The following is a 20894-nucleotide window of genomic DNA, read 5'->3' as shown; positions in this document are numbered from 1 at the left end:
CTCGAGCGGGGATAAATCCCCTCGCCACACCGTAATACCTGATCCCGGAAACCCAAACCAAAAAGTCACTTCCCACCCGAAAGTCACCCCCGACCTTGCCAGTCGTCACTTTTTTAGTCCGTTTTTAAACCTTTTTGGCTTTATGTGTTCTAGTTATCACTTGCGCATTTGCGCGGCTACGAATGTGCCGCTAAATTGCCATCATTGATACCGAGCATTCTGTCATGCGTATAGACGGCGTTTCATCTCAGTCCTACCCCATCAAGCGTCGGCCTCGTACGGGTAAAGCCGTTGAGCCCGAAAACTTCGATGACCTCGATGGCGACCTGGAATTTCCGTCCGAAGAGCAACTGGCCGCCCGCGCTGCCAAAGCCTCGGCGCAACGCCTGAGCAATCTTCCCGCCCGGCAGCAGGACATGCTGTATCACCGCGCCATGAGCCGCAGCGTCGCCACGGCCCTTGCCAGTTACTTGAGCACTGCCGGCTTCGTCGATTGGGATATGGAAGTGCTGGGACTCGACCTCTATATCTGATGCGGTTGCCTTACTACCTCGGCTGCCCATCCTGGAGCGAAAATGCCTGGCGCGATTATCTTTATCCCCAGGATGCCAAAAGCTCCGACTTCCTGAATCTCTATAGCCAAGTATTCAACGCCGTGGAAGGCAACACGACCTTCTATGCGAGCCCGTCTGAGTCCACCGTCCAGCGCTGGGCAGAAATCATGCCCGAGGACTTTCGCTTCACCGCCAAGATCCCCGGTGACATCAGCCATGGCGGTGACTTGCGGGAACACCTGACCGCCACCGAAACCTTCGTTCAATTGCTCAGCCCGCTGGGCGAACGGGTCGCGCCGTTCTGGCTGCAGTTGTCCAAGGCCTTCACGCCCAATCGGTTGCAGGAATTGGCGGCCTTCATCGACGCCTTCCCGCGTCCGCTGGCGGTCGAGGTTCGTCACGATGAGTTCTTCGCCAAGGGCGATGCCGAGCGCCAGCTCAATCGCCTGCTGCTTGATCGCGGCGTGGAGCGCATCTGCCTCGATCCACGGGGCTTGTTCAGTTGCGCCTCGACCGAGCCTTCGGTGATCCATGCTCAATACAAGAAGCCGCGGGTGCCTACGCGACCAGCGGCCTTCACTCAATGCCCCCAGGTGCGCTTCGTCGGTCATCCAGTGGTGGAAGCCAACGAGCCGTTCCTGACGCCTTGGGTGGAAAAGGTCGCCGAGTGGATCGAAGAAGGGCGCACGCCCTATATGTTCCTGCACACCGCCGACAACCTCCTGGCGGCAAAACTCGCGATGCATTTTCACAGCCGCTTGATGAACCGTTTGCCTGGCTTGCCGGCGCTGCCTGAGCTATATAGAGAACCCGCCGCCGAGCAACTGGGTTTGCTCTGAGGCAAACCCGTCCACTGCTCAGGAGCGACTTTCATGGATGCACAAACCCGGCGAGCCCAGGCGTTCAAGGCCTTGCACGAACGCGAAGGGGCTTTTGTCATTCCCAATCCTTGGGATGCCGGCTCAGCCAAGATGCTCGCCAGCCTTGGCTTTGAAGCCTTGGCGACCACCAGTGCCGGCCACGCTTTTTCCCTGGGGCGACCCGATGGGGCGCTGGGCCTGGATGACACGCTGGCTAACGTGCGGGCGATCGTGGCGGCCACGGATTTGCCAGTGGCCGTCGACCTGGAAAACGGATTCGCCGATGCGCCTGAAGCGTGTGCCCGTAGCTTGTTGCGTGCGGCAGAAGCCGGGGCGGTGGGGGGCTCCATCGAAGATGCCACCGGACGCCCGGACAGTCCGATCTATTGCTTCGATCACGCAGTGGCGCGGGTCAAGGCCGCGGCCGACGCGGTGCGCAGCTTGCCGTTTCCCTTCTTGCTGACCGCCCGGGCGGAGAATTTCCTGCACGGAAAACCCGACCTGGACGACACCATCCGACGCCTGAAGGCCTTCGCCGACGCGGGTGCAGACGTGCTCTATGCGCCCGGGCTGAGCAGCGCCGAACAGGTCCTCTCCGTGGTACAGGCCGTGGCGCCGAAGCCGGTGAACGTGCTGATGTCCGGCGCGCTGGACCTCACCGTGGCGCAGTTGAGCGAACTGGGTGTCAAGCGCATCAGCGTCGGATCGGCGCTGGCATTGGCGGCCTATGGCGAATTCTTCCGGGCCGCCGAAGAAATCCAGCAGCAGGGGACGTTCACTTTTACCCGTCGTTCGATGCCGTTCAACCAGGCCAATCAATTATTCAAGGGCTGATGCCCGAGGCGTTGTCGTGCGGTTTTTCAAAGGTTTGGTTATTTTGGCGCTGATCGTTGGCGGCGCAGTGCTTGGCGTCTGGCGTGGCTGGTTGTCGGTGTCGCCGCAATGGAATCCCTGGGCGCCTTTGGACATCAACGCTCCGCCGAATCTGCTGACCCGCTACAAGCTGATGGCCCTGCGCAACGACCCGCAACTGTGTGACCAGGCGCTCGCCACGTCCGGGCTTCGCACCGCTCGCCAGGCGGACAGCGGGGCCAACACGACGTGTCCATTGACCAACGTGTTGCGGGTGCAGGGCGGCGAGGTGGCGCTGAGCAGCAGTTTCCTCGCCAGTTGCCCGCTGGCCGTGGCTTTCGCGTTGTTCGAGCGCCATGCGCTGCAACCGGCGGCAACGGCGGTCTATGGGCAGAAAGTCACGCGGGTCGATCATTTGGGCAGCTTTGCCTGTCGCAACATGTACGGTCGTGAAAGCGGGTCGCGCAGTCAGCATGCTACCGCCAGCGCGCTCGACATCGCCGGGTTTCGCCTGGCCGATGGGCGGGCGATCAGCGTGCTCAAGGACTGGCCGAAGGACAACACCAACGCGCAGTTCCTGCGGCAGGTGCGGGACGGTGCCTGTGACATGTTCAGTGTGGTGTTGAGCCCGGACTACAACGAAGCGCACCGAAACCATTTCCATCTGGATGTGGGGCCGTGGTGGATCTGTCGGTAAGAGTCAGGCGGCGATACGCAGGTTCTGCAGCACGATCGGACGTGCCCAACGGGTATCGAAATCGAGTTGTTTCTGCTGTGCCACCAACTCCTCTTCCGGGAACGGCGGGAAGGGTTTGTCCAGCAAGTCGAGTTCGAATTCGGCAATCGGCAGGTGCAACGGACGCGGTTGTGGCGCCGGGCCTGGTTCTGGCAATGGTTGGCCGGCGGTGAGAACGATCGGGCGAACCCAGTTGCTCTCGAAGGTTTGCTGTTTTTGCTGGGCGACGATTTCTTCCGGCGGGAAGGGTGGGAACGGCTTGTCCAGCAAGTCGAGTTCGAATTCGGCAATTGGCAGGAACAATGGCTCTGGTGGCTTGACCTGGGTTTCAGTCACGTCGCAGGTGCGCTGGCTGACGATGTGGTCCAGCAATTCGGCGCCGAGGGTCGGTTCAACCGCTTCATCGAGGGCGACGGGCTGGTAGCTGCCAGGCGCCGGTGCGTTTTCACCCAGTTGATCGGCCAGGGCCCGGGCAAAGAAATCCTGCCACAGGTGACTGACGCCGCTCAGCGCTTGGGTGTTACGCAGGCTGTAATCGCCGTAAGGGGAGATAACGCCTATCGATGTGGATTGAATGTCAGACATTTTTCTCGGTCGACGCTCAGCTCTGGCAAAATGCCGTTCACCGTTGTTATCGGCCGATTTTGCCGATCCTTAATTTTTTGGGCGTGTTTTCATGATTGAGCAACCTGCGACCTGCCGCATCCATGTCGAGGCCCTGGCCCCGGCCTTCCAAACGCAGGCCGAACAGTGGGCCGAGCGGCTTGGCCTGCCTTTGCAAATGGACGACGGCGAGTTTGCCTTGCAGGTCGGCGAGCAGGGGTTGCAACTGCAGCAACTGGGGCCGGACGCGCCGGGCCCGGTGCGGGTGGATTTCGTCGAGGGTGGCGCGGCCCATCGGCGCTTGTATGGCGGCGGTAGCGGCCAGATGATCGCCAAGGCCGTCGGTGTCGCCCAAGGCGTGCGTCCTCGAGTGCTCGACGCCACGGCGGGGCTGGGCAAGGACGCGTTTGTGCTGGCGAGCCTGGGCTGCGAAATGAGCCTGATCGAGCGCCAGCCGCTGATCGGCGCTTTGCTGGAAGATGGCCTGGCGCGCGGCGCCGAGGACTTCGACGTGGCGCCGATCGTGGCACGCATGCGTTTGTTCAAGGGCAATTCCATCGAGCTGATGCGCAACTGGGAAGGCGAGCCGCCCCAGGTGATCTACCTGGATCCGATGTTCCCTCATCGGGAGAAAACCGCCCTGGTGAAGAAGGAAATGCGCCTGTTCCGGCCGCTGGTGGGCGATGACAATGACGCACCGGCGCTGTTGGCTGCGGCGCTGGCACTGGCGACCCACCGGGTGGTGGTCAAGCGCCCGCGCAAGGCGCCATGCATCGAAGGGCCAAAGCCGAGCCATGGACTGGAGGGCAAGTCCAGTCGGTACGATATCTATCCCAAGAAAGCGCTCAAGGCGTGAGAATCGAGCCTGCTCCGGGCGCGATCCGACGAAGAAAGCCCAGGTGATGCCTCCGGAATCTAGGGCCGATATGCCCGCATGAACAACCCCACCACTTCCTGCACGTGAGCCTCGGCCGCTTCGGCGTCCTGCGGCCCGTCGCAGCCGTACAGCAACCGGAAGTTCGCCGCGCCCTTGATGAGGCAGAAAAAATGCTCGGCGGCATTTCGCGGTTTATCGATGCTCAAGGCGCCGCTCTGGTTGACCTTGCTCAGCAACCGTTCCATGCCTGAGAGCATGCGTTGCGGGCCGGCCTCGTAGAAAATCGTCGAGAGCTTCGGGTCCTGGCTACCCAGGGCCACCATCAGCCGATGCAGGTTCACCGACTCATCGCTGTTGATCAGTTGATTGAAGCCACGGGCGATGTTCAACAACACGTGTTCGATCGGGACGCCATCCGCCCATTCGAAGAACAGCGGCGGCACTTGTTCCTCGCACTTGGCAATCACGGCGGCGGAAAACAGCGTTTCCTTATCGTTGAAATGGCTATAGACGGTCAGCTTCGACACGCCGGCCTCGGTCGCGACGGCATCCATGCTGGTACTGGCGTAACCCAGGCTCAGGAATAGATTTTTCGCCGCATCGAGAATGGCCTGGCGCTTGGCCAGATCCTTCGGACGGCCAGGGCCGCTGGGAGGGGGAGGATTGTTCGACATTATTCGCTTTTAATACTGGACTGGTGAGTTTGCTATTAATAACATACCCGCCAGTATAATTATTCCAAGCATCATTAGCGAAAGGTCATCCACCATGTTCCGCTATGTCCTGCCCCTCGCCGTGCCAGTCAGCCTGGCCTTTTTATTGTCTGCGTGTGGCCACGAGGAGCCGGTGGCCGTCACCGTCCGCCCCGCCATGGTGGTCAAGCCCGAGCCTTCGGCCCAGGCGATGGACAGTTATCCCGGTGAAGTGCGGGCGCGATTCGAGCCGGATCTGGCCTTCCGCATTGGTGGCAAAGTCAGCCGACGGCTGGTCGAAGAGGGCCAGCGGGTCAAGGCCAACCAGCCCCTGGCTGAACTCGATCCCGAAGACGTGCGCCTGCAACTGGAAGCGAGCCGGGCCCAAGTCGCGGCCGCCGAGGCCAACCTGAGCCTGGTGCGCGCCGAGCGCGACCGCTACAAGACCTTGATGGAGCGGCAGATGGTCAGCCGCTCCCAATACGACAACGCCGAAAATCTCTATCGCTCCGGTGCCGCGCGGCTCAAGCAGATCAAGGCTGAATTCGATGTCGCCAGCAACCAGGCCAGCTATTCCATACTGCGTGCCCCTCAGGATGGCGTCGTGGCCCGGCGTTCGGTGGAAGTCGGTCAAGTCGTGTCGGCCGGTCAAACAGTCTTCACCCTGGCCACCGACGGTGAGCGCGAAGTATTGATCAGCCTGCCGGAGCAAAGTTTCGGGCGTTTCAAGATCGGCCAGCCGGTTTCGGTCGAACTGTGGAGCCAGCCTGACCAGCGCTTCAGCGGGCGTATCCGCGAACTGTCGCCGGCCGCGGACCCGAAATCGCGCACCTTCGCCGCGCGTGTTGCGTTCACCGCCGGCAGCGTCCCGGCGGAGCTGGGCCAGAGCGCCCGGGTGTTTATCCAGAATGCCGAAAAGGTCCCGCTGTCAGTGCCGCTGTCGGCCCTTACCGCTGAGAACGGCGCGACCTACGTCTGGGTGGTCAATCCCGACAACACCTTGAAAAAAGTCCCGGTGCGCGTCGGTGCCTTCGGTGAAAAAACCGTGCCGGTGCTCGAAGGCCTGGGTGCCAACGACTGGGTGGTGGCCGCTGGCGTACATGTGCTCCTCGACGGCCAGCAGGTCCGGCCGGTGGATCGCTCCAACCGCGTGGTCAACCTGGCGGCCAAGGAGTAATCCCCGATGGGTTTCAATCTTTCCGAATGGGCGTTGCGCAACCGCCAGATCGTACTGTTCCTGATGCTGTTGCTGGCAATCGTCGGCGCGCTTTCCTACACCAAACTTGGCCAGAGCGAAGACCCACCGTTCACGTTCAAGGCCATGGTCATTCGTACCATCTGGCCCGGCGCAACGGCCGAGGAAGTGTCGCGCCAAGTCACCGAGCGCATTGAAAAGAAGCTGATGGAAACCGGCGATTACGAAAAAATCGTCTCGTTCTCGCGCCCAGGCGAATCCCAGGTGACGTTCATGGCCCGTGACTCCCTGCATTCCAAGCAGATTCCCGAGCTGTGGTACCAGATCCGCAAGAAAATCAGCGACATCCGGCATACATTGCCGCCCGGTATCCAAGGGCCGTTCTTCAACGACGAGTTCGGCACCACGTTCGGCAATATCTACGCGCTCACCGGTGACGGTTTCGATTACGGCGTGCTCAAGGATTATGCCGACCGCATCCAGATCCAGCTGCAGCGGGTCAGGGATGTGGGCAAGGTCGAGCTGGTCGGCCTGCAGGACGAGAAGATCTGGGTCGAATTGTCGAACGTGAAACTGGCGACCCTCGGCCTGCCGCTCGCGGCTGTCCAGCAAGCCCTGGAAGCGCAGAATGCGGTGTCCACCGCCGGCTTCTTCGAGACCGGCAGCGAGCGATTGCAGCTGCGGGTTTCCGGGAATTTCCAGACGGTGGAAGAGATCCGTGATTTTCCGATCCGTGTGGCCGACCGCACCTTCCGCATCGGCGATGTGGCCGAGGTGCGTCGCGGCTTCAACGATCCACCGGCGCCGCGCATGCGTTTCATGGGTGAAGATGCCATCGGCCTGGCCGTGGCGATGAAAGAGGGCGGTGACATCCTCGTGCTGGGCAAGGCCCTGGAAGTCGAGTTCGCCCGGATCCAGAACACGTTGCCGGCGGGGATGCAGTTGCGCAAGGTTTCGGACCAACCGGCGGCGGTGAAGACCGGCGTCGGTGAGTTTGTCCAAGTGCTGGTGGAAGCGCTGACCATTGTATTGCTGGTGAGCTTCTTCTCCCTGGGGCTGCGCACGGGAATGGTGGTGGCACTGGCGATCCCGCTCGTGCTGGCGATGACCTTCGCGGCGATGTATTACCTGGGCATCGGCCTGCACAAGATCTCCCTCGGCGCGCTGGTCTTGGCGCTGGGGTTGCTGGTGGACGACGCGATCATCGCCGTGGAGATGATGGCGATCAAGATGGAGCAGGGCTTCGACCGGATCAGGGCGGCCAGCTACGCCTGGACCAGCACGGCGTTTCCGATGCTCACCGGCACCTTGATCACTGCGGCGGGTTTCCTGCCGATCGCCACCGCCCAATCGGGCACGGGCGAGTACACCCGTTCGATTTTCCAGGTGGTGACCCTTGCGCTATTGGCGTCCTGGGTCGCTGCCGTGGTGTTCGTGCCGTACCTGGGGGAAAAATTCCTGCCGGACCTGGCGAAGATTCATGCGGCCAAGCATGGCACGGTAGATGGCCAGCCTGATCCCTACGGCACGCCGTTTTATCAGCGTGTGCGGCGACTGGTGGAATGGTGCGTGCGCCGGCGCAAGACCGTCATCGCAATGACCGTGCTGTTGTTCCTGGGCTCGGTGGTGCTGTTCCGTTTTGTCCCACAGCAGTTTTTCCCGGCATCGGGGCGCCTGGAGCTGATGGTCGACCTGAAACTCGCCGAAGGCGCTTCGTTGGTGAACACCGCCGAGCAGGTCAAGCGCCTGGAAGCGTTGCTCAAGGATCACGCCGGCATCGACAACTACGTGGCCTATGTCGGCACCGGTTCACCGCGTTTCTATCTGCCGCTGGACCAGCAACTGCCTGCGCCGAGCTTTGCCCAATTCGTGGTGCTGGCCAAGACCATCGAGGACCGCGAGCCCATGCGCAGTTGGCTGATCAGCACTCTGAACGAGCAATTCCCGACCTTGCGCTCTCGGGTGACACGCCTGGAGAACGGTCCGCCGGTGGGCTACCCGGTGCAGTTTCGCGTGACGGGCGAGCACATCGAGGAGGTCAGGGCCTTGGCGCGGAAAGTCGCGACTAAGGTTCGCGAAAATCCTTACGTCGTCAACGTGCATCTGGACTGGGAAGAGCCGAGCAAAGTGGTGTACTTGAATATCGACCAGGACCGCGCCCGGGCCCTGGGCGTGACCACTGCCAATCTGTCGAGCTTCCTGCAAAGCTCCCTTACCGGATCCAGCGTCAGCCAGTACCGGGAAGACAACGAGCTGATCGAGATACTGCTGCGCGGCACCGTGCACGAGCGCACCGAATTGTCGCTGCTGCCGAGCCTGGCGGTGCCGACAGACAATGGCCAGAGCGTTGCCCTGTCGCAGATCGCGACGCTGGAGTATGGCTTTGAAGAGGGCGTGATCTGGCACCGCAACCGGCTGCCGAGCGTGACTGTCCGGGCCGATATCTACGGCAAGGAACAACCGGCGACCCTGGTGCAGCAGATTTTCCCGACCCTGGATCCGATACAAGCGGAACTGCCAGACGGCTACCTGCTTGAGGTGGGGGGCACTGTGGAAGACTCGGCCCGCGGTCAGAAATCGGTGAATGCCGGCGTACCGCTGTTCATCGTGGTGGTGGTGACGTTGCTGATGCTGCAACTGCGCAGCTTCTCACGTACGGCGATGGTGTTCCTCACCGCGCCGCTGGGGTTGATCGGCGTCACGCTGTTCCTGTTGGTGTTCCGCCAGCCATTCGGTTTCGTCGCCATGCTCGGCACCATCGCGCTGTCCGGGATGATCATGCGCAACTCGGTGATTCTGGTGGACCAGATCGAGCAGGACATCAAGGCCGGGCTTGCCCCGTGGCAGGCGATCATTGAAGCGACGGTACGACGGTTCCGTCCGATTGTGCTCACCGCGCTGGCGGCAGTGCTGGCGATGATCCCGCTGTCGCGCAGCCTGTTCTTCGGACCGATGGCGGTGGCGATCATGGGGGGATTGATCGTGGCGACAGCGTTGACGCTGTTGTTCCTGCCGGCGTTGTATGCGGCGTGGTTCAGGGTCAAGAAGACCTGATCAACAGGTGCACACCGGATCTGTGGCGAGGGAGCTTGCTCCCGCTGGGCCGCGCCGCGGCCCCAGCTCATGCGCTTGCTGCGCAACCGAGCGGGAGCAAGCGCCCTCGCCACGGGGATCGTGTCTGCCGGATAGGCTCAGAGCGTGCCGAAAACCTTCTTCGCCAAACTGGTCGCCGCTGCCGCCGGGTTCTGGCGAATGGTGGCTTCCTGCTTGCCGATCATCTCGAACAACCCGTCCAGCGCCTGCTCGGTCACGTAGTTTTCAATGTTGGCGCTTTTGGCGTCCAGCACGCCGAAGGTGGCGGCCTGACCGGCGAAGGCGTTGTATTTCTGGGCCAGGCCGACCTTGTCGGTGGCTTGCTTGACGATGGGCAGGAACTTGGCGCGAATCTGCTCGCGGCTGCTCTTGTTCAGGTATTGGGTGGCCGAATCATTGCCACCGCTCAAGATGCCCTTGGCATCAGCCACGCTCATGTTCTTCACCGCATCGACGAGGATCGGCTGGGCCTGGACCACGGCGGCTTCGGCCGCCTGGTTCATGCTGGTTTCCAGTTGATCGACCTGCTCACCCATGCCAAAGGCTTTCATCTTGCCGGCCACTTTGCCGAGCTTGCCGGGCAATTCGATTTTTACGTCCGGGTTGTTGCTGAACCCGCCCGGCGCGCCCAGTTGCTTGACGGCGACCTGGGCTCCTTGGGTCAGGGCATCCTTGAGGCCGCCAGTGGCGTCCTTCTGGGACAGGTCACCCAGGGACAGGGCCATGGCATTGGCGCAAATCAACAGGCCGGCACACAAGCCGGTGAAGCGAAGGGTAGAACGGAGCATGGCAGCTTCCTTGAGGAGTGGAACAGGACTCAGCGTGCGGCGTTGACGCGGATCTTCAACGGCTGCGGATCTTTGCCATCGAGCTGCACGGTGTGCTGTTCAGTGGTGATGAACATCAACTGGCCGTCGACTTCGATGCGGGCGCTCACGGCATAACGATGGCCGGGCTTGACCTGCGCCGGATCATAACTGAGCTTGAATGGTAAAGGGACCTGTCCTTCGACCTGGCCACGCTGCTCATCGATCACCACCGCTGCGGCGTCGGCAAGGGAAACGTCTTGCAGGCTCACGGTCAAGGTTGCCGTGGGCGGCAAGGCGATGCGTTGCAAGTAAAAGACTTCACCGTCAAGGGATTCGACGGTTGCGGTGGGTGGCGTTGCCGATTGGCAAGCGGCCAGTAAGGCCATGGAGGTAAGCAGAGCAAATTTTTTCATGGGTCATTACCTTTCCCTTTGACGCCAGCGACATGCCGGCGCCAAAGGGAATCTGGAGGATTTAGGCTAATAAATCCACCTGAACGTTGCGACTCAGGAGCCGAACGTGAATGGCAGAGCCTCTTCGGTGTCCGTTACTTGCGCAAGAGTCAGATTGATATCAACTTTCTGATCGCCGCCGTTCCAGATGAACGTGTGCGCAGTGTTCAGGAAAAGGGGACCAGGGGCGTTGATTTGCGCGGTCACCGAAAATTCTTCGCCTTCGGTGGCGATGTCGCTGTCGATGGTAAAACTGACGATCCATGGCTTTTTCGGTATCTGGTTGCCGCCATGGCCGCTGGAGGTATGCGGCGTTTCGAAAGTGACGTATGTGCCTCCGCTTTCAGGGAGTTGAACATTGTCAGGCAAGTGAATGGACGCTTGGATGGTGTGTTGGCTCATGTTGAATTCCTTTTCAATACGTCGATGTTGACGTGAGTTCATCCTAGAGCGCTGCGCCCAAATTTTCTGTAGGTCTTTTCTCCGTTTGACGTCGCCTCGGCCGCTGCGAAGCGTCGGAGTATGCCTCTCGAGTACCCAGCCACTCACCGCAAGCGTTCCATGCTCACGATGAGTCCTTGGTAAATTTCAGATGTCAGGGCTGACGGCGATCTGCGTGGCATCTTCGCTGCGATGTAGCGCTACCTGGCGGATCGACAAACGAATCTCCGCCGGCAGCACGCGCTTGGCTGCTCCTTCGGCCAGTTCGCCGAGCAGCTCGTGGTAGCTGAGTTTGCCGGCCTCGTCGCGGCGCAGTACGTCGAGGTCGAGCATTGTCTGGATAAAGTGGCGGAACAGGCTCTTGTCGAAGAATTCCGGCGCATTCAGGCCATGCAGGATAGACAGGCGCTGGGCCATGACGGTGCAGAGATCTTCCAGCTCTTCGGCGCTGATGGAGTTTTGCCCGCTGTTGAGCAGCAGCGACACGGTCATGTAGAAGCGCTGCAAGGTCTGGGCGATGCTTTTTGACAGCAGCGTCAGCAGCACGAAGTGCCGCGAACTTGGCGCCGGACGCAAATAAAGGTCTTTCTCGAAACGCAGCAGGCCTTGCTCGACAAATGCCTCGAGCCATTGGTCGACCACGCCGTCCAGTTCTTCCGTCGACCAACGAATGAACAGCTCCGATTGCAGGTACGGATACAGCGCGTGGGTATAGCGCAGGATCTGTTCGCGACTCATACGCGAGCTGCTCTGGAAGAAGCTCGCCAGCAGCGCCGGCAGCGCGAAGATGTGCAGTACGTTGTTGCGGTAGTAGGTCATCAGCACCGCGTTCTGCTCGTCCAGGTACAGAATCTTGCCCAGGGCATCGCTCTGTTCCGACAGCAGGTCCATGCCTTTGACGTGCTCGATCAACGCCCGGCCATCGCCCTCAGGCAAGGTGGTGTGGGGGGAGTAAGGCACTTTGCGCAGCAACGCGAGGTACAAGTCCAGCACCCGGGCCATGGCCTGGTCGTCCAGGGCCAGGCGGCTGGTCGACAACAATGCCAGCGCGACGAGGTTGACCGGGTTGATGGCTGCGGCTTCGTTCAGGTGCCGGGCTACGCGCTCACCCAGACGGTTGGTGGTCGCGTTGAGCCAGGCCGGCTTGAACTGAGGGCCCAGTTCCTGCTGGCGCCAACCGGGTTGTTCGCCGTCGAGGAATTCCGCCAGTTTGATCGGCTCGCCGAAGTTCACCGCCACTTGGCCGAAGCGTTGCTTGAGCGCGCCGATGACCTTGAAGATGTCGAAAATCGATTCTTTTTTCTTGCTCGCCCCGCGCAATTCGCCCAGGTAGGTGCGGCCTTCCAGCACCCGTTCATAACCGATGTAGACCGGCACGAACACGATCGGCATGCGCGATGAACGCAGGAAGCTGCGCAGGGTGATGGCAAGCATGCCGGTCTTGGGTTGCAGCATGCGCCCGGTGCGCGAGCGACCGCCCTCGACGAAATACTCCACCGGGAAGCCTTTGGTGAACAGCGTATGCAGGTATTCGTTGAAAACCGCGGTGTAGAGCGGGTTGCCCTTGAAGGTGCGGCGCATGAAGAACGCCCCGCCACGGCGTAGCAGGCTACCGATCACCGGCATGTTGAGGTTGATGCCGGCGGCGATGTGCGGGGGCGTCAGGCCGTTGCGGAACAGCAGGTACGACAGCAGCAGGTAATCGATGTGGCTGCGGTGGCACGGCACGTAGATGACTTCGTGGCCTTGGGCAACGTTCTGTACGCCTTCGATGTGGTTGACCTTGATGCCGTCGTAGATCTTGTTCCAGAACCAGCTCAGCACCACCTCCAGGAAGCGGATCGCGGTGTAGGTATAGTCCGAGGCGATCTCGTTGCCGTAGCGCAGGGCCTGGGCCTTGGCTTTTTCCGGGGAGATCTTTTCCCGCTCGGCTTCCTCGGCAATCGCCTGCTTGACCAGTGGCTGGTTCAGCAGGCCCTTGACCAGGTTGCGTCGATGGGAAATGTCAGGGCCGATGACAGCCGCTTTCAGATTGCGGAAGTGTACCCGCAGGATCCGCTGGGCCATGCGCACCGTGCGTTCATGGCCTTTATCGTGCTCGATCAGTTCGCGCAGGTGGATCGGCGCGGAAAATTGCACACGCGTCTTGCGCCCCAGGATCATGATGCTCAACAGCCGACGCAGGCGCCCGGTGACGGCCCAACTGTCGGCGAACAACAGTTTCCATGGGCTGGATTCGCTGTCCGGCGACTGGCCCCAGAACACGCTGACCGGGATGATTTGCGCGTCTTCGGCGGCGTCATGGGTCAGGGCGTCGACCAGCCGCGTCAAGGTGGGCGGCGCACCGCGCTTGTCCTGGCGCCCGAGCCAGTCCGGCGCCGGTGTCAGGTAGAAGAACGCCGCCGGCTCCAGCAGGTTGCCCACCGCGACCGGCAGCACCGGGCGTGGCAGACCGGCCTTGGTGCACTCGGTATCGAGCACCGCCAGGTCGGTAAGCGAAGGATCTTGCAGGACGTAGAACACCGGACGGCTGCGGTCGAGGTTGAGGGTGAAGGACGACTGGTTGATCGTCTCGGAGCGAACCCAGAGGTACAACAGTCGGCGCAGGGTGCCAAACACAAGACGGCGGAACGGGGAGCGGGTCATACGGCTTCTGCATGAGTGGATGGGATGACGCGGGCGCCAGTGTGCCGGATTCGTCGAAAATCGGCAAAAAAGCAGCGAAGTAAAGTCAGTTGAGAGTTTTTGCGTGTGTCATATACTCGGCCAGTAGCTGCTCCGGCCTTCCATGGATGGCCGGACGGTAACTTGGTTCGTACGGCTTCGCCTTTTGCGGTTGGGCGGGAAAAGCCGACTCTAAAAATAAAAATCGGAGTGAGCATCATGGCAGCACGGGAAACCGGCAGTGTGAAGTGGTTCAATGACGCGAAGGGCTACGGCTTCATCCAGCGCGAAGGCGGCGCGGATGTGTTCGTGCATTACCGCGCGATCCGTGGCGAAGGCCACCGTTCACTGACCGAAGGCCAGCAGGTCGAATACGCGGTCGTGGAAGGGCAGAAGGGCTTGCAGGCTGAGGATGTGGTGGGGTTGTAAGCCATACTCACTGGCAACACAAAACCCATTGTGGGAGCGAGCAGGCTCGCTCCCACATGGAACCATCGCCAGGCGCTAAATCAACGTCACGCCGTCTTCCAGGTAATCTCTTCTTCTCCATCGGCGCTGATCCGAATCCAGCGGTCTGCCGATTCCTCGCCTTCTTCCTCCACCCACGAGCCCGGTGCACAGCGCACTTCGACGTTCAACGCGGCGAAGGCGGCGCGGGCGCAGGCGATATCGTCTTCCCACGGGGTCTGGTCGCTTTCCAGGTACAAGCTGTTCCATTTCCCTACGGCCTTGGGTAGCCAGGTCACCGGGATACCGCCGGCCTTGCACTTGTAGGTCTGGCCTTTCTGCACCCAGTCGCTGCACGGGCCCAGTGCCTCGCCGAGCCAATGGGCGATGGCCTTGTGGTCGACGTCGGCGTCCTTCAGGTAAATCTCGATATCGGGTTGGCGCATGGATGTCCTCGCTGCGGTCTTGAAAAATCCATTCGCGGATTTAACTGGCCCCAGGCAATCGCCCGGGGCCCAAGGTTAATTATTGAAGAATGAAATAATCGTAGCGCATCGACACCGTGACTTCGAACGGTTCGGCCTGCTCGATCACGCTGGCGCGGCGCTCGGCGCTGGCGCGCCAGCCATGAGGCGTCATCGCCAGCAGGTTGGCGCGGTCCTGGCCTTGGGTGAGCACCAGTTTGAATTCGAGCGTTTCGCTGTGATCCAGCGCCATGCCCGGCGGCACCAGGGCCAGGTGTTTGTCGTCGCTGTACTCGCGCACCTCGTCGTACAGGCGCTCACGCAACTCCATCAGGTGGCCGGCGGTGGGGCCGACTTTCATCAGGCCGCCGCCGGGGCTGAGCAAGCGCTTGGCCTCTTGCCAGTCCAGCGGGCTGAACACGCTGGCGAGGAACTGGCAGCAGCCGTCGGCCAGCGGTACCCGGGCCATGCTGGCGATCAACCAGGTCAGTTGCGGGTTGCGTCTGCAGGCGCGCTTGACCGCCTCGCGAGAGATGTCCAGGGCGTAGCCATCCGCGTTAGGCAGGGCGTCGGCGATCTGCGCGGTGTAATAGCCTTCGCCGCAACCGATGTCGAGCCAGCGTCCAGGCGCGCGTTCGGCGGCCAGCTCGGCAAGGCGCCGGGCGACCGGGGCGTAGTGCCCAGCGTTGAGAAAGTCGCGGCGGGCTTCGACCATCGCCTGGTTGTCGCCAGGGTCGCGGCTGTTCTTGTGCTGTACCGGCAGCAGGTTCAAGTAACCCTGCCGCGCACGGTCGAACCGATGCCCGGCGGGGCATACCACGCCGTTGTCCACCGGGTTCAGCGGTTCACTGCAGATTGGGCAGGCGAGCATCAGGCGAGCAACTTGATCAGCGTCTTGTAGTAGATCTCGGTGAGCACGTCGAGATCGGCCGCCAATACGCGTTCGTTGACCTGGTGGATGGTCGCGTTGACCGGCCCCAGTTCCACGACTTGCGTGCCCATGGTGGCGATGAAACGACCATCCGAGGTGCCGCCGCTGGTGGAAGCTTTGGTCTCACGCCCCGTCACGTCCCTGATGCTCGACGACACGGCATCCAGCAGCGCACCCGGCTCGGTCAGGAACGGCAGGCCGGACAAGGCCCAGTCGATGTGCCAGTCCAACTGATGCTTGTCGAGGATATCGGCGACGCGCTGTTGCAGGCCTTCGACAGTGGACTCGGTGGAGAAACGGAAATTGAAGATCGCCTCCAGGTCGCCGGGGATCACGTTGGTCGCGCCGGTGCCGGAATTGAGGTTGGAGATCTGGAAGCTGGTCGGCGGGAAGAAATCGTTGCCGTGGTCCCAATGCTCGGCGGCCAACTCGGCGAGGGCCGGCGCGGCCAGATGGATCGGGTTCTTCGCCAGGTGTGGATACGCCACGTGGCCTTGCTTGCCGCGCACGGTCAGCTTCGCGCCGAGGGAACCGCGACGGCCGTTCTTGACCACATCGCCCACCAACGTGGTACTCGACGGCTCGCCGACGATGCACCAGTCCAGTCGTTCCTGGCGGGCCTTGAGGCGTTCAACCACGGCCTTGGTGCCGTGGTGGGCCGGGCCTTCTTCATCGCTGGTGATCAGGAAGGTCAGCGAGCCCTTGTGGTCCGGGTAATCGGCGACAAACCGTTCCGCCGCCACGACCATTGCCGCCAGGCTGCCTTTCATGTCCGCTGCGCCACGACCGCAAAGCATGCCGTGTTCGTCGATGACCGCGTCGAACGGGTCGAGCTGCCAAGCCTGCACCGGACCGGTGGGCACCACATCGGTGTGACCGGCGAAGCACAACACCGGGCCGTCATGCTTGCCATGGCTGGCCCAGAAGTTATCCACATCCTCGATGCGCATCGGCTCGAGCTTGAAACCGGCGTCGCCCAGGCGCTGCATCATCAGTTTCTGGCAGTCGGCATCCGCCGGCGTCACGGACGGGCGGCGGATCAGGTCGCAGGCGAGTTGCAGGGTCGGCGAGAGGTCGGCGTGGGCCGTCATGGAAGCTCCGGAAAAGAATGTGGACGCAAGGCTGGTGCGGGAGCGGGCTGGCTCGCGCAAAATGGCGGTTATCTTATAGCAAAACGACCGGCATGGGCCTGCGCTCCCGTCAGTTGGAACACAAAACCTGCGGCAAAGCCCTATAATGCGCGCCGGTTTTTGGGGTAATGGTCATGAGTACAGAAGATCCACGGTTTGCCGGCATTGCCCGTTTGTATGGCCTCGATGGCCTGGAGCGCTTGCGGGCGGCCCATGTGGCGATTGTCGGCGTTGGTGGCGTCGGTTCCTGGGCAGCGGAAGCCATTGCCCGTTGCGGCGTGGGCGAGATTTCACTGTTCGACCTGGACGACGTCTGCGTCAGCAACGCCAACCGCCAGTTGCATGCCCTGGACAGCACCGTCGGCAAGCCCAAGGTCGAGGTGATGGCCGAGCGGCTGCGCGGCATCAATCCCGATTGCACCGTGCACGCGGTGGCGGACTTCGTGACCCGTGACACGATGGCCGAGTACATCACGCCGAACATCGATTGTGTGATCGACTGCATCGACAGCGTCAACGCCAAGGCCGCATTGATCGCCTGGTGCAAGCGCCGCAAGATCCAGATCATCACGACCGGCGGTGCGGGCGGGCAGATCGACCCGACGCTGATCCAGGTCTGCGACCTCAATCGCACGTTCAACGATCCGCTGGCCTCGAAGGTGCGCTCTACCTTGCGCCGCGACTACGGTTTCTCCCGCACCGTGACCCGTCATTACAGCGTGCCTTGTGTGTTCTCCACCGAACAACTGCGCTATCCGAAACCCGATGGCAGCATTTGCTTGCAGAAAAGTTTTGTCGGTGACGGCGTCAAGCTTGACTGCGCCGGAGGGTTTGGCGCGGTGATGATGGTCACGGCGACGTTTGGCATGGTCGCGGCGACCAAGGCTGTGGATAAGATCGTGGCGGGCGTGCGGCGGCCGACAGACAGGGTCAAGCCCGAACAGTGACCGCTCGCCACAGCTATTGCGCCAATTCGCGCATCCGCTGTAGCACCGCATTCAAGCCATTGCTGCGCGACGGTGACAACTGTCGCGACAACCCCAGCTGATTGAACCAGTCCGACAAGTCCACCTGCCGTAATTCTTCAGTGGATAAGCCATTGACCCGCGCCAGCAGCAACGCCACCAACCCCCGGATCAACCGCGCATCGCTGTTGGCGGCAAACTGCCAGTGCCCGTCGTGCAACCGCCCCACCAGCCAGACCTGGCTTTCACAGCCATGGACGAGGTTGGCCTCGCACTTGTCTGCGTCGTTCAGTGGCGGCAGGCGTTCGCCCCATTGCATCAGCATTCGGGCGCGTTGTTCCCAGCCTGAGGCGTCCTGGAAAATCTGCAGAGCGGCGACAGCATCGTCAGGCAAGTTCATCGCAACATCTCCAGGGCCTGGTCCAAGGCCTCGAAGAAACGCTCGATATCGGCGGAGTCGTTGTACAACGCCAGCGACACCCGGATTGCCCCGGAAAGCTTCAAATGCTTGAACAGCGGCATCGCGCAGTGATGCCCGGCACGCACGGCAATGCCTTGCTCAGTCAGCAGGTGCGCCAGGTCAGCGTTGTGGATGCCTTCGACCACGAAGCTGGCCAGGGCCAGTTGTGGATTGCCCACCAGGCGCACGCCGTTGCGCGCCAACAGGCCGCCAATCAAATAGTCGTGCAGCGCTGCTTCATGGTCCAAGACTGCTTGCCCGTCCAGATTGGACAGATAATCCAGCGTCGCCCCCAGGCCGATCACGCTGGCAATGGGCGGCGTCCCCGCTTCCAAACCCAGCGGCGCCACACGAAAGGTTGCGCTGTGGTAGTCGGCTTGCTGCACCATTTCGCCGCCAAACTGCCAGTGACGCAGCTGACTGAGCGCTTCTGTGCGGCCGAACAGCACGCCCAAGCCTTCGGGGCCGTAGAGTTTGTGGCTGGAGAACACGTAGAAATCGCAGCCCAAGGCCTGCACATCATGACGGCCGTGGACCACGCCCTGGGCGCCATCAATGACCGTCAGCGCGCCCTGTGCCTTGGCCATCGCCAGCAGGGCCGGCAGCGGCTGCCAGGTGCCGAGAACATTGGATAACTGGCTGACGGCCAACAGGCGTGTGCGCGGTCCGATCAGCTCTGCGGCGGCTGTGCTGTCGATCATGCCGTCGGTGTCCAGCGGCAGCACCACCAGCGTCAACGCGCGCCGCTCGGCCAGTTGCTGCCAGGGCAGCAGGTTGGCGTGATGCTCCAGGGCGCTGATGACAATCTCATCGCCCGGGTTGAACAGATGTTCCAATCCGTAGGCGAGGAGGTTCAACGCCGAAGTGGCGCCGTGGGTGAAAACCACCTGCCCGCAGTCTCCCGCGTTGAGCCATTGCGAAACCTTGGCGCGACTGTCTTCGAATGCCTGGGTGGCCAGGGCGCCGGGCAAGTGTTGAGCCCGGTGCACATTGGCGGCGCCGTTGGCGTAGTAATACGCCAGTGCGTCGAGCAGGACTTGGGGCTTTTGTGTGGTGGCGGCATTGTCCAGGTAAGTCTGGCCTTGCCGTTGCAGGGCAGCGACGGCCGGGAAATCGGCACGCCAGGGGGATTGAATCAACATGCTTTCGGGCCCTGCTGGAGTTACGCCGGACCCTGTGGGAGCTGTCTCGCTCCCACAGGTGAGGGGGGAGCTTAGTTGTGTGCGTGCAGTGCTTCGTTCAGCTCGATGGCCGACTTGTGCGTCTTGCATTCCACCGCGCCGGTCTCGGAGTTGCGGCGGAACAACAGGTCGGGTTGGCCGGCCAGGTCGCGGGCCTTGACCACTTTCACCAGTTGGTTGTTTTCGTCCAGCAGCTTCACTTTGGTGCCAGCGGTCACGTACAGGCCCGACTCCACGGTGTTGCGGTCGCCCAGCGGGATGCCGATGCCGGCATTGGCGCCGATCAGGCAGCCTTCGCCCACCTTGATCACGATGTTGCCGCCGCCCGACAGGGTGCCCATGGTCGAGCAACCGCCGCCCAGGTCCGAACCCTTGCCGACGAACACGCCCGCCGAGACACGGCCTTCGATCATGCCCGGGCCTTCGGTGCCGGCGTTGAAGTTGACGAAACCTTCGTGCATGACCGTGGTGCCTTCGCCCACGTAGGCGCCCAGGCGCAGACGCGCGGCATCGGCGATGCGCACGCCGGCCGGGACCACGTAGTCGGTCATTTTCGGGAACTTGTCCACCGAGAACACTTCCAGCAGCTCGCCGCGCAGGCGGGCTTCGAGCTGGTGCTCGGCCAGTTCCGCCAGGTCGATCGCGCCCTGGCTGGTCCAGGCCACGTTCGGCAACAGTGGGAAAATGCCCGCCAGGTTCAGGCCGTGGGGCTTGACCAGGCGATGGGACAGCAGGTGCAGCTTGAGGTACGCCTCAGGGGTGGAGCTCAGTTGGCCGTCTTCGGCCAGCAGGGTGGCGACCAGTGGCTTGTGGCTTTCGGCCAGGCGGGTCAGCAGCTTGGCTTGCGCGGCATCGACGCTACGCAGTGCCTCGGCCAGTTGTGAGGCTTGGGCGGTGGTAAAGGTAATGGCCTGGTTGCCTTCGCTGTAGCCAAGGATTGGCGCGATGGCTGCGACAATCTCGGCTGCTGGGTTGAGCAATGGCTGTGCGTAGAAGACTTCCAGCCAGGCGCCTTCACGGTTTTGGGTGCCGACGCCGAAGGCCAGGCTGAACAGGGTAGTGGACATGAAATTACCTCTACGAAATGAACTGGGCAGGCTTACTTGATCTCTGCCGCATAAATATCTGGCTTGAAGCCAATCAGGGTTCGGTCACCGAGATCGAGCACCGGGCGCTTGATCATCGAGGGTTGGGCGAGCATCAGTTCGATGGCTTTCGTCTGGTCGAGATCGGCTTTGCGTTCGTCGTCGAGTTTGCGAAAGGTCGTACCGGCGCGGTTCAACACCACTTGCCAGCCATGCTCGTCGCACCATTGGGTCAGGTGCTCACGGTCGATGCCGGCAATTTTGTAATCGTGAAAGTCGTAGCTCACCGCGTGCTCATCGAGCCAGGTGCGTGCTTTTTTCATGGTATCGCAGGCTTTGATGCCGAAGAGCTGTAAGTGCTTGTTTTCATTGGGCATGAATGCTCCTCCAAAACGTTCCCGGT

At 61.8% G+C, this 20894-nt stretch carries 22 protein-coding genes; 9 read left to right on the top strand and 13 right to left on the bottom strand.

Annotated features, from left to right (window positions below):
* The first annotated feature begins 224 nt into the window (after positions 1 to 224).
* Genes VQ575_RS21210 through VQ575_RS21195 form a run of 4 tightly spaced genes read left to right on the top strand, consistent with a single transcriptional unit; the run spans position 225 to position 2963 of the window.
* Positions 225 to 533, top strand: coding sequence for a hypothetical protein (locus VQ575_RS21210; protein ID WP_039592018.1), 309 nt, complete (start codon positions 225 to 227; stop codon positions 531 to 533).
* Positions 533 to 1393, top strand: coding sequence for a DUF72 domain-containing protein (locus VQ575_RS21205; protein ID WP_039592017.1), 861 nt, complete (start codon positions 533 to 535; stop codon positions 1391 to 1393). The genes VQ575_RS21210 and VQ575_RS21205 overlap by 1 nt, the downstream gene beginning before the upstream one ends.
* 33 nt (positions 1394 to 1426) lie before the next feature.
* Positions 1427 to 2248: an isocitrate lyase/PEP mutase family protein gene (locus VQ575_RS21200; protein WP_198723536.1), complete on the top strand. Its 822-nt coding sequence runs from the start codon at positions 1427 to 1429 to the stop codon at positions 2246 to 2248.
* A 16-nt stretch (positions 2249 to 2264) separates the two neighbouring features.
* Positions 2265 to 2963, top strand: a complete 699-nt coding sequence (locus VQ575_RS21195; protein WP_325918364.1) for an extensin-like domain-containing protein — start codon at positions 2265 to 2267, stop codon at positions 2961 to 2963.
* A gap of 3 nt (positions 2964 to 2966) precedes the next feature.
* Here VQ575_RS21195 and VQ575_RS21190 read toward each other — a convergent pair whose 3' ends face one another.
* Positions 2967 to 3587 (bottom strand): hypothetical protein, encoded by a 621-nt coding sequence (locus VQ575_RS21190; RefSeq protein ID WP_039592013.1) that lies wholly within the window; start codon positions 3585 to 3587, stop codon positions 2967 to 2969.
* A gap of 91 nt (positions 3588 to 3678) precedes the next feature.
* On the opposite strand from VQ575_RS21190, the gene VQ575_RS21185 reads away from it, so the two are divergent.
* Entirely contained in the window at positions 3679 to 4461 is a 783-nt protein-coding gene (locus VQ575_RS21185) for a class I SAM-dependent methyltransferase (RefSeq protein WP_039592012.1), read from the top strand.
* Positions 4462 to 4520: 59 nt separating this feature from the next.
* Here the strand turns inward: VQ575_RS21185 and VQ575_RS21180 are convergent, their stop codons facing one another.
* Positions 4521 to 5156 (bottom strand): TetR/AcrR family transcriptional regulator, encoded by a 636-nt coding sequence (locus VQ575_RS21180; RefSeq protein WP_039592011.1) that lies wholly within the window; start codon positions 5154 to 5156, stop codon positions 4521 to 4523.
* A gap of 94 nt (positions 5157 to 5250) precedes the next feature.
* On the opposite strand from VQ575_RS21180, the gene VQ575_RS21175 reads away from it, so the two are divergent.
* Both VQ575_RS21175 and VQ575_RS21170 read left to right on the top strand, forming a co-directional pair.
* Positions 5251 to 6351 (top strand): efflux RND transporter periplasmic adaptor subunit, encoded by a 1101-nt coding sequence (locus VQ575_RS21175; protein WP_039592010.1) that lies wholly within the window; start codon positions 5251 to 5253, stop codon positions 6349 to 6351.
* Positions 6352 to 6357: 6 nt separating this feature from the next.
* The gene (locus VQ575_RS21170; protein WP_325918363.1) at positions 6358 to 9423 is read left to right on the top strand and encodes an efflux RND transporter permease subunit; all 3066 of its coding nucleotides are present in this window, start codon (positions 6358 to 6360) and stop codon (positions 9421 to 9423) included.
* A gap of 137 nt (positions 9424 to 9560) precedes the next feature.
* On the opposite strand, the gene VQ575_RS21165 is transcribed toward VQ575_RS21170, so the two are convergent.
* The 4 genes from VQ575_RS21165 to plsB form a co-directional block, all read right to left on the bottom strand.
* On the bottom strand, positions 9561 to 10250 hold the full coding sequence (locus VQ575_RS21165; RefSeq protein WP_039592008.1) for a DUF4197 domain-containing protein: 690 nt from the start codon (positions 10248 to 10250) through the stop codon (positions 9561 to 9563).
* A 29-nt stretch (positions 10251 to 10279) separates the two neighbouring features.
* Complete coding sequence (locus VQ575_RS21160; protein WP_039592007.1) at positions 10280 to 10684, bottom strand: YbaY family lipoprotein; 405 nt, start codon at positions 10682 to 10684, stop codon at positions 10280 to 10282.
* A 93-nt stretch (positions 10685 to 10777) separates the two neighbouring features.
* Positions 10778 to 11125: a hypothetical protein gene (locus VQ575_RS21155; protein WP_039592006.1), complete on the bottom strand. Its 348-nt coding sequence runs from the start codon at positions 11123 to 11125 to the stop codon at positions 10778 to 10780.
* A gap of 186 nt (positions 11126 to 11311) precedes the next feature.
* A complete protein-coding gene (gene plsB / locus VQ575_RS21150) occupies positions 11312 to 13810 on the bottom strand; it encodes a glycerol-3-phosphate 1-O-acyltransferase PlsB (protein WP_039592003.1) in 2499 nt (832 codons plus the stop codon).
* A gap of 237 nt (positions 13811 to 14047) precedes the next feature.
* On the opposite strand from plsB, the gene VQ575_RS21145 reads away from it, so the two are divergent.
* Complete coding sequence (locus VQ575_RS21145) at positions 14048 to 14257, top strand: cold shock domain-containing protein (protein ID WP_003198198.1); 210 nt, start codon at positions 14048 to 14050, stop codon at positions 14255 to 14257.
* Positions 14258 to 14343: 86 nt separating this feature from the next.
* On the opposite strand, the gene VQ575_RS21140 is transcribed toward VQ575_RS21145, so the two are convergent.
* The 3 genes from VQ575_RS21140 to dapE all read right to left on the bottom strand — a co-directional run bounded on the left by VQ575_RS21140 (position 14344) and on the right by dapE (position 16761).
* Positions 14344 to 14721: a hypothetical protein gene (locus VQ575_RS21140; RefSeq protein ID WP_039592001.1), complete on the bottom strand. Its 378-nt coding sequence runs from the start codon at positions 14719 to 14721 to the stop codon at positions 14344 to 14346.
* 79 nt (positions 14722 to 14800) lie between these two features.
* The gene (locus VQ575_RS21135; protein WP_039592000.1) at positions 14801 to 15610 is read right to left on the bottom strand and encodes a putative RNA methyltransferase; all 810 of its coding nucleotides are present in this window, start codon (positions 15608 to 15610) and stop codon (positions 14801 to 14803) included.
* Positions 15610 to 16761, bottom strand: a complete 1152-nt coding sequence (gene dapE / locus VQ575_RS21130) for a succinyl-diaminopimelate desuccinylase (RefSeq protein WP_039591999.1) — start codon at positions 16759 to 16761, stop codon at positions 15610 to 15612. The genes VQ575_RS21135 and dapE overlap by 1 nt, the downstream gene beginning before the upstream one ends.
* 167 nt (positions 16762 to 16928) lie before the next feature.
* Between dapE and tcdA the strand changes: the two genes are divergently transcribed.
* Complete coding sequence (gene tcdA / locus VQ575_RS21125) at positions 16929 to 17747, top strand: tRNA cyclic N6-threonylcarbamoyladenosine(37) synthase TcdA (protein WP_039591998.1); 819 nt, start codon at positions 16929 to 16931, stop codon at positions 17745 to 17747.
* A 13-nt stretch (positions 17748 to 17760) separates the two neighbouring features.
* Here tcdA and VQ575_RS21120 read toward each other — a convergent pair whose 3' ends face one another.
* The 4 genes from VQ575_RS21120 to VQ575_RS21105 all read right to left on the bottom strand — a co-directional run bounded on the left by VQ575_RS21120 (position 17761) and on the right by VQ575_RS21105 (position 20868).
* Positions 17761 to 18165, bottom strand: coding sequence for a SufE family protein (locus VQ575_RS21120; protein WP_039591997.1), 405 nt, complete (start codon positions 18163 to 18165; stop codon positions 17761 to 17763).
* Complete coding sequence (locus VQ575_RS21115; protein ID WP_039591996.1) at positions 18162 to 19367, bottom strand: aminotransferase class V-fold PLP-dependent enzyme; 1206 nt, start codon at positions 19365 to 19367, stop codon at positions 18162 to 18164. Before VQ575_RS21115 ends, VQ575_RS21120 begins: the two co-directional genes overlap by 4 nt.
* Positions 19368 to 19438: 71 nt before the next feature.
* Positions 19439 to 20473, bottom strand: coding sequence for a 2,3,4,5-tetrahydropyridine-2,6-dicarboxylate N-succinyltransferase (gene dapD, locus VQ575_RS21110; protein WP_039591995.1), 1035 nt, complete (start codon positions 20471 to 20473; stop codon positions 19439 to 19441).
* Between the two features lie 32 nt (positions 20474 to 20505).
* Positions 20506 to 20868, bottom strand: a complete 363-nt coding sequence (locus VQ575_RS21105) for an ArsC family reductase (protein WP_039591994.1) — start codon at positions 20866 to 20868, stop codon at positions 20506 to 20508.
* Between the last annotated feature and the right edge of the window lie 26 nt (positions 20869 to 20894).

Source organism: Pseudomonas frederiksbergensis (assembly GCF_035751725.1).
In the GTDB taxonomy this organism is placed as follows: Bacteria; Pseudomonadota; Gammaproteobacteria; order Pseudomonadales; family Pseudomonadaceae; genus Aquipseudomonas; species Aquipseudomonas frederiksbergensis_A.
The sequence above is the reverse complement of the archived record's forward strand: the minus strand, read 5'-3'. Positions and strand labels throughout refer to the sequence as shown.